Raw genomic sequence first — 11,588 nt, forward strand, 5'->3', positions numbered from 1 at the left:
GGTGTCCAGAAGAGCAGGCACGGCCCCCGGCGGGGCGCTCCGCGGCGACACCGGACGCAAAACGGCGGATGCGAACGCGGATTGATCGCGTTTGACGCACCATGGACGGGCTACATCACGGTGAGCAGACGAAGGGGAACCGTCCGTGCAGTTCGAGGTGTGGGCACCGCAGGCCGATCGTGTGACGCTCCAGTGCGACGGCGCCAGGCGCGCGTTGGAGCGGGATCCGGAGCGGCCTGGATGGTGGTCGGGTGAGGCCGAGGCGGGCGACGGCTCGCGGTACGGATTCGCGCTGGACGACGGCCCGGTGCTGCCGGATCCGCGCTCGCGCCGGCAGCCGGACGGCCCGGACGGGCTGAGCGCGGTCGTCGACCACGCGGGCTACGCGTGGCGCAGCGCCGACTGGCCCGGGCGGCCGCTGCCCGGCGCGGTCCTGTACGAGCTGCACGTGGGCACGTACACCCCCGAGGGCACGCTGGAGGCCGCCGCGGAGCGGCTGGAGCACCTCGCCGAACTCGGTGTCACGCACGTGGAGCTGATGCCCCTGAACCCGTTCCCCGGCCGGCACGGCTGGGGGTACGAGGGGGTCTCGCTGTGGGCGGTGCACGAGCCGTACGGCGGGCCCGAGGGGCTGCGGCGGTTCGTCGACCGGGCGCACGAACTCGGTCTCGGCGTGGTGCTGGACGTCGTGCACAACCACCTGGGACCGTCGGGCAACTACCTGCCGCTGTTCGGCCCCTACTTCACGGAGACGCACCACACCCCGTGGGGCGCCGCCGTGAACCTGGACGCCCCCGGCTCGGACGAGGTCCGCGCGTTCCTGCTCGGCAGCGCGCTGGCCTGGCTGCGCGACTACCGGATCGACGGGCTGCGGCTGGACGCCGTGCACGCGCTGGTGGACACGCGCGCGTGCCACTTCCTGGAGGAGCTGTCGGCGGCGGTGGACGCGCTCGGGGCGAGCCTCGGCCGCCCGCTGTTCCTGATCGCCGAGTCGGACCTGAACGACCCGCGGCTCGTCACCCCGCGCGCGGAGAACGGCCTCGGCCTCCACGCGCAGTGGAACGACGACTTCCACCACGCCGTCCACGCGGCTCTGACCGGCGAGTCGCAGGGCTACTACGCGGACTTCGCCCGCGCTCCCCTCGACGCCGTCGCCAAGACCCTCGCGGGCGGCTACTTCCACGACGGGACGTACTCCAGTTTCCGGGGCCGCCACCACGGACGCCCGCTGGACCGCGGGCGGGTGGCCGGTCACCGGCTGCTGGGCTACAGCCAGACCCACGACCAGGTCGGCAACCGCGCCCAGGGCGACCGCCTGTCCCAGCTGCTGTCCTCCTCGCCGGGGCTGCTGGCCTGCGCGGCCACGCTGACACTGACGGCCCCGTTCACCCCGATGCTGTTCATGGGCGAGGAGTGGGCGGCGGGCACGCCGTGGCAGTTCTTCACCGACCACACCGACCCGGAACTCGCGGAGGCCGTACGCCGGGGCAGGCGGCGGGAGTTCGCCGAGCACGGCTGGGCCGAGGAGGACGTGCCCGATCCGCAGGACCCGGCGACCCGGGACCGGTCGTGCCTGGACTGGTCCGAACCCGGACGCGAGCCGCACGCGCGGATGCTGGCCTGGTACCGCCGGCTGATCGCCCTGCGGCACGAGTACCCGGACCTCACCGACCCGGACCTCTCCGACACGAAGGTCGCTTACGACGAGTCGGCCCGCTGGCTCGCCTTCCGGCGCGGGGACGTCCGCGTGGCGGTCAACCTGGGCAAGGACCCTGCGGCGATCCCGCTCGGCACCCGCCCGGCCCGCGTGCTGGCGGCCTGGGAGCCGGTGGACGCCCCGGACGCGGACGGCGTCCTGCACGTACCGGCGGAGTCGTGCGTGGTACTGCTGCAGGGCTGACCCGGGCGCCGGCCCCCGGCGCGCGGCAGTGCACGCCGGGGGCGCGCTCGGCGTGGCAGAGGTGGCGCGCGCCACGGCAGAGGCCGGGCGCTCGCGCCGGCAGACGCCGGAGGATCAGGCGGGCCGCGGCCGGAGGCCGGGAGTCTCGCGGGCCGCAGCAAGACCCCAGGCGCGCCGCAGCACAGGCCACGGAGCACGCAGGCCCCGGCAGACGCCGCGGACCAGGTGCGCCGGGAGAGAAGCCGGGCAGCGCGCGGACCACACCAGGCGCCGCGATCGGGCGGGCCGCGGCGGAGTCGCGGGACGACGCCGCCCGGTGCCCGACGTCTGCCGCGGCCGCCCCGCGGCCCGTCGCGCGGGGTTCCGGCCGGATCTGTTCCGGCCGGATCGGCCTCAGGGCCGGCCGTTCGCGGCGTTCCCGTCCTCCCGCAGTTCCGTCACCCGCTCCAGCAGGATCGCCTCCCAGGCGTGCCGCAGCTCGGTCCGCAGCCGCGGCAGCGGGGTGCCGTCGCGGCCCTCCAGGCGGTCGGCGAGGCGCACCACCGTGTCACAGCGGGCGAGCCACAGGCCCCGCAGGCAGGGCCGGGCGCCGTAGCCGGCGAGGGTGGCGGCGCGCACCGCGGCCGGGGACCCCACGGCGCGGGCGAGGCCGGCGATGTCCTCCGCGGGGTCCCCGACGACCGCCTCCGTCCAGCCGAGGACGCCGCGTACGCGGCCGTCGGCGCTCAACACGAGGTGGTCGCCGCTCAGGGCGTGGTGCACGAGGACCGCGCCGCCGGGCTGGGCGGCGAGCTGCACGGCGGCGGGCGGGGCGAGCTGCTTCATCCGGGCGGGGTCGAACTCGTCGGCGGCGCCCAGGCGTTGCGCGGCGTGCACGGCCATCCGGCGCAGCGCTTCCAGGGAGCGCGGCGCGACCCGCGGCACCCCGAGCGTCCCGGCCTGCCGGACGGGCACCGCGCGCATCCCCGAGAAGAGCCCGGCCAGGTCGTCCTCGCCGATCGCGGAGACGTCGTGCTGCTCGGCCGTGCCGCCGGGGATCCGGGTGTCCAGCGTGTACGACAGCCCGGGCGCCCAGTCCCCCTGCCCCACGCTCGCCGGAACCGTGACCGGCACATGGGGGCGGACCAGGTCCCGCAGCCGCAGCTCACGGCGCTGACGGGCCGAGCCGTCCTGGTCGCGGGCCAGGCGCAGCACATGGCGGGTGCCGACCCACCAGGTGAGGTGCCCGCCCTCTTCGACGGGCCGGACCTCGGGTCCTGCGGCGGTGTCCGGGCCGTCCCGGAGCAGGGTGCGGACCAGTCGGCGGACGCTGTCCGCGGTGGGTGTCGGTGCCTGGGTCATCGTCGCGCCGTGGGGTGAGGAGTGCGTCATGGGGTGGGTGCCGGCCCGCGTGGGGGTCCGGCCGGTCGATCGGTGGTCGGTCCGTCGGCGGTCAGTCCACTATCACCATCTCGCGGGTCGTGTCGTTCAGGCGGCGGCCTCCGTCCTCGGTCACCGTGACGATGTCCTCGATGCGCACCCCGAAGCGGCCGGGCAGGTAGACGCCGGGCTCCACGGAGAAGCACATGCCGGGCACGAGGGGCCGCTCCTCCCCCTCGATCAGGTAGGGCGGTTCGTGCGTGGTGACGCCGATGCCGTGGCCGGTGCGGTGGATGAAGTACTCGCCGTACCCGGCGTCGGCGATCACCGCGCGGGCGGCCCGGTCGACCTCCTGGCAGGCGACGCCCGGACGCACCGCCCGGAAGCCGGCCTCCTGGGCCTCGCGCACGAGGTCGTGCACCCGGCGCTCCTCGTCGGTCGGCTCGCCGACGTGCACGGTGCGGGAGGTGTCGGAGCCGTAGCCGTGCCGGAGACCGCCGAAGTCGAGGACCACCATGTCGCCGTGCGCGATGACACGGTCGCCCGCCTCGTGGTGCGGATTGGCGCCGTTGGGTCCCGAGGCGACGATGGTGAAGTCGACCTGGGAGTGGCCGAACCGCCGCAGCAGGCCGGCCAGGTCTGCGGCCACGTCGGATTCGCGCCGCCCGGCGAAGCGGACCTTCCGGATCTCCTCGAACGCCGCGTCGGCGGCCGCCCCCGCGGCGGCCAGGAGTTCCAGTTCGGCCGCGTCCTTGACCGCGCGCAGCATCGGCAGCGCCTCGGTGAGGGAGGCGTAGGAGGTGCCGGGCAGCGTCCGCTGCAGCCCCAGCAGGTGCATGGCCCAGGCGTTGTCGCTGATCCCGAAGCGGCCCCGGTCGTCGAGGAGGGGGGCCGTGACGGCGTAGGGGTCCTTGCCGTCGGTCCAGTCGCGCAGGGTCAGGGCCGGGGCGCCCGCCGCCTTCGCCGCGTCGGGGGCCTCCAGCGTGGGGACCACGAGGACGGGGTCGCGGCCGGCGGCGAGGACGAGCAGCGTGAGCCGTTCGGTGTCGGCGGGGGGCGCGTAGCCGGTCAGCCACACCAGGTCCGGGCCTGGTGCCACGAGCAGCCCGGCCAGCCCGGCGTCGGCGGCCGCCCGGGCGGCGCGCTCCATCCGGGCCCGGTAGTCGTCGGCGGTGAAGGGCGCGGGGGTGCTGCCGGTCATCCGGACCTCCGTGTGCGGTGGGCGGAACGGGATCAAGGCTACGCGCAGCATCCTGCCCGGCGGCGGGGGGCCACGCGAGCCGATCGGCGGCGCGGCCCGTCCCGGGCGGCAGGGTGCAGTCCGAGCGGGCTCTTCCGGCCCGGCACGGGGCGCGCGGCCACGCCATGACGGCCGGGAGCCCACGTCCCGCGCCGGGACGCGCACCACAAGATACGAGCCACGAGCCACCACGAGCCCCGAGCCCCGAGCCCCGAGCCCCGAGCCCCGAGCCCCGAACGAGTGAGGCCTGTCGTCCCCGGCACGCGGCCGAAAGCACGGAAGACGGGCCTGTCCACGCGGCACCGGAGCCTGCGATGGCTCCGGCGCCCGCGGCGACTCCGGCGCCCGCGTGACTCGGCACCGCGGTGACTCCGGTGCTCTCGGCGACTCCGGAACCCTCGGTGACTTCCGATGAAACACCCCCGGCGTCACGTCCGGCGATCTTCCGGCCCCCACCGCTCAGGACGTCCGGTTGATCGCCGGAGGCGGCGCGTTCGTGTGTTCGGTCAGCCGACCGGCAGGGCGGGCGGCCGGTCCGGGAGGAAGCCGTGCGCGCGCCGGGACAGCCACTCGGCCTTGTAGCGGTCCACCGAGCGGTGCCAGTTGAGGATGCCCGCGAGCCAGTTCTGCAGGTCGGCGACATATCCCCGCATGGTCTCGCGCGCCTCCCGCGACAGGCCGAAGTCGTCGTACACGACCGGCAGTTCATGGGCGACGACGTGCTCGAACTGCCGCATGCGCTCGGTCATCAGATCGTCGACGACGGACAGCGCGGCCGGGTAGTCGATGCCGAAGAACGTCTGCACGACGAGGACGGCGTTGTGGATCTCGCCCTCGTACTCGATCTCCTTCTGGTACGAGAACACGTCGTTGAGCAGGCAGGCGTAGTCCATCGCCGCGTTCTCCAGGGAGCGGACCGGACCGCTGCGGTACACCTCGGGCGGGATGGCGGGCCCGTGGCCCATCCGGCACAGGCTGATGGTCAGGTCGGAGCCGAAGGTGGCGCGTCGCATCTCCAGGTAGTCGACGGGGTCGGGGACGCGGTTCTGGAGCTGGTTGGACAGTTCCCACACCCAGCTCTCGGTCATCGTGTCGATGGCGCGTCGGAAGGTGCGCCGCCGGCCGGGGGTCATCCCTGCCGTCGTCCGCGCCCACAGGTCGGTCAGCGCGCGCTCCATGGCGTTGACGGGGACGACCGGTTCCTCCCCGTCCACCGGCATGCACGCCGACAGCCGGGCCGTGGTCAGCCGTGCGGCGGCCAGGTCGCGGCGGTGCCCGTGGACGAGCGGGTAGTAGTCGTCGCCGTAGGTCCCGAAGGCGAGCCACTGCGCGCTCAGTTCGAGTGCCTCGGGGGTGGCGTCGGGGTCGAGGCCCGCCGAGCAGAGCGCGAGGTCGTAGGCGCGCAGCTTGTCCTCGTCCCAGACGCCTTCCCGGAGGATGCCCATGCGGTGGCACCACGCGGTGAGGGCGCCGCGGGCCGCGTCCAGGTGCGGGCTGAGCCGGAGCTCGAACGGCATGCGGAACTCCGGCAGCAGGGACGGCCCGACCTTCCGGTACGGCACGTGCGTGTGGGCGCGCAGGCGCCGTTCACTTCCCGCGGCGGCGAGCAGCGCGCCGACGTCGGCGGCGGAGGTGCCGGGCCCGGCCGGGCGGTGCCACGGCGAACCGGCCGGCCGGGCCCGCTCGTTCATGTACCGGCTGGAGCGCAGGTGCCACTCGTGGCCGCCGGACTGCCAGTCCTGCAGGCCCTTGGTGTACGCGGCCACCGCGGCGACCTCGCCCGGGGTGAGCCCCTTCTCCAGGGCCAGTGCGGGCACTTCGGTGAGCGTGGTGTGCTCGAACTGGTGCAGGCGCGAGGTGAGCACGTCGTTGACGGTGTCGGCGGCCTCCTGGGTGGTGCAGCCGAAGAACGTCTCCAGCACCAGCACGCCGTTGCTCAGCTCGCCCTCGTCCTCCACCTCCCGCTGGTAGGAGAACAGGTCGTTGCGCAGGTGCACGGCGTCGGAGAACGTCTCCATCAGCACCCTGAGCGGCCGCGACCCGGCGACGGAGGCGGGGACTTCGGCGGTGGCGTACTCCACGAGCCCGGCGGACCAGGGCGCGCCGCCGACCTTGCGGCGCATCTCGATGTACTCGACGGGGTTGGCGATCCGCCCCTCGTTGATGTTGGACAGCTCCCACAGGGACTCGTTGAGCAGGTGCTCGGTGGACACGGCGAACCGCCGCCGCCAGTCGGCCGACATGGCCGGCACCGTGCGCGCCCACAGGTCGGCGAGGCCCGCCTCGACCGGGTTCTGCGGCTCGGGGACGGGTGTGGCCGGGTCCAGCGGCATGAACAGCGGCAGCCGGTCCAGGTACGCCTTGCCGCCGGCGCGGTCCTGGCTGCGCTTGAAGGTCTCGAGGAAGTGGTCGTCGAAGAAGAAGACCCACACGTACCAGTCGGTGATGAGCGACAGGGCGGGGCCGTCGCAGTCGGGGTGGGTGTAGGCGCAGAGCAGTCCGTAGTCGTGCGCGTCGAGGTCGGCCTGCTCCCAGATCCCGGAGCCCTCCAGCATGCCCATCGCGCGGGCCCAGTGCGCCGAGTGGGCGCGGGCCTCGTCGACGTGCGGGTTCAGCCGCGCGGGATACGGCATGTAGAAGTGCGGGAGTTCGAAGGGCTGCTGCGTCATGGCCGGGCCCTACCCGTGGGCTGTTCGGGCCATCCGCGCGGCCGGACATGATCACACCATCGCGTGAACCGTCGTGCCGGACCGCGCGGAGCGTGCGCGGGACGCGCGCCCGCGGTCGCCTACGGCCGGACCTGGATCAGCGCGTGGGTGCCGCCGGTGCGCCAGCGTTCGTCCCCGGCGGCTTCCGTCAGCGCGGCCTCGGTGTCCGCGTCCACGCCGGTGACCACGTCGGACTTGAGGGTGCGCAGGGCGGCCACCGGCCCCGGGAAGCGGGCGGTCGCCTCGGCGAACGGCGTGCCCGCGGGCCAGTGCCGGTCGCCCACCAGGCGCCGGTAGTTGAGGTCGCCCTTCAGCACCGTCACGGTGGCCGCGGCGAAGTCCTCGCGCAGGTCGTCCGGCATGTCCGCGTAGGGCAGCGGGGCGCAGGAGAAGGGGTGGGCGCGCACCTGGAGGCGGCCGTCGGCCAGCGCGGACCACAGGCGCCGCCCGTACGCGGCGGCCGCGCCGGGTGCCGCGGTGAGCCGGCGCACCGCGTCGACGACGTCGGCGGTGGTGGCGTCGGAGACGTAGTACGGGTACGGCTTGACGTGCAGGACGGCCCGTCCGACGTGCCCTTCGGCGAGGAGGTGGGCGACGAGGAGGAGGTCGGGGACGAGTTCGCGCCCGGCGTTGTCGGCGACCAGGCAGAGCGTGCCGGTGCCGGAGCGCGGCAGGAGGGACCACAGGGCCGCGCTGTCGTCCGCGACCAGGCCGGGGGTGGTCCGCGCCGCCTGTACGCCCGCGGACAGCCGGAAGCCGAGGTCGGCGCGGTTGCCCCACAGCGAGCCGTGCAGCAGGGCTTGGGCCCGTTCCTCCGCGGGGCGGTCCGCCAGGTCGTCCAGCGCGGCGAGTTCGCCGTCCGTCTCCGGGGCGTCGAGTTCGGCGAGCTTGAATGGGCGGAAGGGGTCGATGCCCTGCCAGGGGCCCGGCCCGAAGTAGCCGACGGCGTCGAGGAGCCGGCGGTAGAAGTAGCTCTCGGACCACAGCCACGGCACGTCGAACCAGGAGCGGCCCGCGTGGTCGTCCAGGCCCCACTCCGCCCAGCGGTCCCGGTCGTGCGCGTCGGCGGGGAGCGGTTCGACGACGCCGTCGGTGCACTCGGCCAGCAGCGCGTCGAGGGCGTCGAGCTGCCGCGGGCCGTACGGGAAGGCGTCCCGCACCTGCCGGATGACGGCGGGATGCCGCTCGGCGAGCACGCTGTGGGGGAACGAGCCGGGCTCGTTGCCGAGGACGACCGGCGCGGAGGGGGTGTCGGGCATGGGCTCACCGTACCGGCGCGGGTCACACGCCGCCGATCTCCCGCTCCAGCTGGGTGGTGAGGGCGAGATAGGGCGGACGCCGGTGCACCGGCACCAGGCCGCGGATCAGGATGTGCCACATCTCGGCGGTCCTGCGGGGCAGCCGGGCGACCGGTTCCAGTGGCCGGCCGGCGATCCGTGTGCCGACGAAGAAGCAGACGAGGGAGTGCGCGGCGGCGTGGACGTCGGTGTCCGGGTGGATGTCCGACTCCTTGACCGCGCCGAGGAGCCCGCGTGTGGCGATCTCGAGCCACTCGGTGAAGGGGTGCCGCAGCGGGGGCTGCACCTGGACTCCCCCGAGCGCCAGCCGCAGCCCGGCCCGGGTGATGGGGCCCTCGACGGCGAGGCGGGTGAGCGCGAAGGTGACGCGTATCAGCGCCTCCAGCGACGAGCAGCCGCGTCCGTCCACCTCGCTGGCCACGCGGCGCGAGGCCTGGGACTGCAGCGCCAGGATCGCCTGCGCCAGGTCCTCCTTGGCCGCGAAGTGGAAGTACAGCGCGCCCTTGGTGACTCGTGCGTGCTCGACGATGTCGCTGAGGCTCGTTCTCTCGTAGCCGTGCCGGTCGAAGAGGTCGGCGGCGGCCGTGATGATGGTCGCGCGGGTCTGCTCGGCGCGTAACTGCCTCGCCATCGACAGGACACTCCCGGGGCTGTAAAGAACGGGGCATGCCGTTTGTTTCTCACTCGCGGTACACGATAACTCACCTGCCCGCCGCGGCGACCCCCTCGCGGTGACGACCGCGCCACCCCGGACGCCGGCCACCGTGCTCCCCGGGCCCAAGTGCGGCTCTCGGGCCTGGCGTTGACGCCGTTCCAGCTCGGAAGCTCGTGACCGCCGAGCGAGGAAGGGGGACCGGTCGGGCCCGGGGGTCCGCGTCCCACCGGCGGTCCGCCGGGCGGGCGCGAAGGCCGTGAGCGCGGGCCGTGGCCGGGGTGGGAATCGAACAAACGGGCCACGCGGTATTCTCGCCGGACCGCTTTTCGACCGGTCGACGGGAGGCCTCCGGCGGCGGACGGGGTGCGGGCGCGACGAGGGGACGGGCCGACCGCCCGATCACCCGGCGCCGCTGCGAGCTGCCGCACTTCGGGCATGTCCCTCCCTGGTTCCCCGGAAGGCCGTGCCAGGCGGCGAACGCCCCTGCGGTGAGCGCTAGAGTACGAGCCGACCGGTTTGTTTTTCAATGAGACCGGGTGGTCCGGACCCGCGCGTGGCCGGCCCGGCGGACGGGCGGGAACCGGCCGACCCGCGGCAGTGGAAGGGTTCTCGTGGCGAAGCAGGAGCGCGCCATCAGGACGCGCAGGGCGATCCTGGAAGCGGCTGGCGCCGTGTTCGACGAGCACGGCTACACCTCCACCACCATCGCCATGGTGCTGGAGCGGGCCGACGTCACCAAAGGCGCCCTGTACTTCCACTTCCCCTCGAAGGAGTCCCTGGCCCAGGCGGTGCTGGACGAGCAGGTGCCGTTCGGGGCGGTGCCCCCGCAGCCGTGCAAGCTGCAGGAGATCATCGACATGACGTTCGTGGTCGCCCAACGGCTCCTGCGGGACGCCCTGCTGAGGGGCAGCGTCCGGCTGACCGTGGACCAGTGCGCGCCGCCCGGCGTCGACCACACCGGGCCGTTCCGGCAGTGGGGCGAGCGCCTCATGGGGCTGATGGGGCAGGCCCGGGACCAGGGCGAGCTGCTCCCCACCGTCGAGCCCCGGGACACGGTGGAACTGCTGGTCGGCTCCTTCGCCGGCATCCAGCTCATGTCCCGGGCGCTGACCGGGCGCGACGACCTGGGGCACCGGATATCCGTGCTGTGGGGCCACATCCTGCCCAGCATCGCCGTGCCCGGCCTGCTGCTGTCGCTGGACACCGCACCCGACCGGGGCGCCCGCGTCCTGGCCGCCCTCGATCCCGCGGAGGACTGAGCCGTGATCCTGCTGACCGGCGCGACCGGCACCGTCGGCCGGCTGGTGGCGCGCCGGCTGGGCGGGGTGGCGCGGCTGCGGCTGCTCACCCGCGATCCCCGGCGGGTCGCCGCACCCGCCGGCGCGGAGGTCGTGGCGGGCGACTTCGCCGATCCGCACAGCCTCGCACGGGCGCTGACGGAAGTGGAGTCGGCGCTGCTGGTCACGGTGGACCCGCTGGCCCCTGTGCATGACGAGAACTTCCTGGCGGCGGCGCGGGCGGCCGGCGTGGCCCACGTGGTGAAGCTGTCCGCCCTGGCGGTGGCCGATCCCGGGGCGACCGATCTGATCACCGCGTGGCAGCGGGCCAGCGAGCAGCTCCTGCGGGACGCGGGCCTGTCGTGGACCGTGCTGCGCCCGCGCGCCTTCATGTCGAACACCCTGGGCTGGGCGCGCTCGGTCCGGGAGGAGGGCGTGGTGCGGGCGCCCGACGGGGATGTGGTGAACGCGACGGTGGATCCGCGGGACGTCGCCGACGTGGCGGCGGCCGCCCTGCTGGACCCGGACGGCCACGCGGGCCGGATCCTGCCCCTCACGGGGCCGGAGGCGATCAGTCCGCGCCACCAGACGGCCGTGCTCGCCGATGTCCTGCAACGCCCGGTGCGTTTCGAGGCGTTGACGCCCGCGGAGGCGCACGCGGCGCTGCGCGCACGCTACCCCGCGCCCCTGGCCGACGCCCTGTCCGAGAGCGCGGCCCGCGCCCGGTCCGGGGCGAAGGCCCACGTGGACGCGACGGTCGAGCGCGTGCTCGGCCGGCCCGCGCGCAGCTACCGCCAGTGGGCCGGGGACCACGCGACAGCGTTCGGCGGCTGACACCGTCGTCCCTGACGTTCGGCGGCTGAGACCGTCGTTCCCGGCGCTCGGCGGCTCGCACCGTCCCTTCCCGGCGCTCGGCGGCGGAGACCGTCCGATCCCGGCCCTCGGCGGCTCCACACCGCCCGTTCCCGGCGCTCGGCGGCGGAGAGCGCCCGTTCCCGGCGCTCGGCGGCTCACACCGTCCGTTCCCGGCGCTCGGCGGCGGAGACCGGCGTCCTCGGCGCTCGGCGGCTCACACCGTCCGTTCCCGGCGCTCGGCGGCGGAGACCGGCGTCCTCGGCGCTCGGCGGCTCACACCGTCCGTTCCCGGCGCT

The 11,588-nt window shown here is 74.7% G+C and carries 8 protein-coding genes; 3 read left to right on the forward strand and 5 right to left on the reverse strand.

Annotated elements, in window-relative coordinates; all coding sequences use genetic code 11:
- The first annotated feature begins 145 nt into the window (after positions 1 to 145).
- Complete coding sequence (gene treZ / locus ABZ920_RS24530) at positions 146 to 1,900, forward strand: malto-oligosyltrehalose trehalohydrolase (RefSeq protein WP_361508798.1); 1,755 nt, start codon at positions 146 to 148, stop codon at positions 1,898 to 1,900.
- Between the two features lie 393 nt (positions 1,901 to 2,293).
- Here the strand turns inward: treZ and ABZ920_RS24535 are convergent, their stop codons facing one another.
- The 5 genes from ABZ920_RS24535 to ABZ920_RS24555 all read right to left on the reverse strand — a co-directional run bounded on the left by ABZ920_RS24535 (position 2,294) and on the right by ABZ920_RS24555 (position 9,136).
- A complete protein-coding gene (locus ABZ920_RS24535) occupies positions 2,294 to 3,241 on the reverse strand; it encodes an aminoglycoside phosphotransferase family protein (protein ID WP_361508801.1) in 948 nt (315 codons plus the stop codon).
- Positions 3,242 to 3,332: 91 nt separating this feature from the next.
- Positions 3,333 to 4,460, reverse strand: a complete 1,128-nt coding sequence (locus ABZ920_RS24540; protein WP_361508804.1) for an aminopeptidase P family protein — start codon at positions 4,458 to 4,460, stop codon at positions 3,333 to 3,335.
- Positions 4,461 to 5,005: 545 nt separating this feature from the next.
- Positions 5,006 to 7,168 carry a germacradienol/geosmin synthase Cyc2 gene (gene cyc2 / locus ABZ920_RS24545; RefSeq protein WP_361508807.1) on the reverse strand — a complete coding sequence of 721 codons (2,163 nt, stop codon included), beginning with the start codon at positions 7,166 to 7,168 and terminating at the stop codon, positions 5,006 to 5,008.
- A 119-nt stretch (positions 7,169 to 7,287) separates the two neighbouring features.
- Complete coding sequence (locus tag ABZ920_RS24550) at positions 7,288 to 8,466, reverse strand: damage-control phosphatase ARMT1 family protein (protein WP_361508809.1); 1,179 nt, start codon at positions 8,464 to 8,466, stop codon at positions 7,288 to 7,290.
- A 22-nt stretch (positions 8,467 to 8,488) separates the two neighbouring features.
- Complete coding sequence (locus tag ABZ920_RS24555; RefSeq protein ID WP_361508812.1) at positions 8,489 to 9,136, reverse strand: ScbR family autoregulator-binding transcription factor; 648 nt, start codon at positions 9,134 to 9,136, stop codon at positions 8,489 to 8,491.
- A gap of 635 nt (positions 9,137 to 9,771) precedes the next feature.
- On the opposite strand from ABZ920_RS24555, the gene ABZ920_RS24560 reads away from it, so the two are divergent.
- Together ABZ920_RS24560 and ABZ920_RS24565 are read left to right on the forward strand one after the other, a co-directional pair.
- Positions 9,772 to 10,419: a ScbR family autoregulator-binding transcription factor gene (locus ABZ920_RS24560; protein ID WP_361508815.1), complete on the forward strand. Its 648-nt coding sequence runs from the start codon at positions 9,772 to 9,774 to the stop codon at positions 10,417 to 10,419.
- A gap of 3 nt (positions 10,420 to 10,422) precedes the next feature.
- A complete protein-coding gene (locus ABZ920_RS24565) occupies positions 10,423 to 11,271 on the forward strand; it encodes an NAD(P)H-binding protein (protein WP_361508818.1) in 849 nt (282 codons plus the stop codon).
- Positions 11,272 to 11,588: the final 317 nt, after the last annotated feature.

The organism is Streptomyces sp. NPDC046831, assembly GCF_040645305.1.
Classification (GTDB): domain Bacteria; phylum Actinomycetota; class Actinomycetes; order Streptomycetales; family Streptomycetaceae; genus Streptomyces.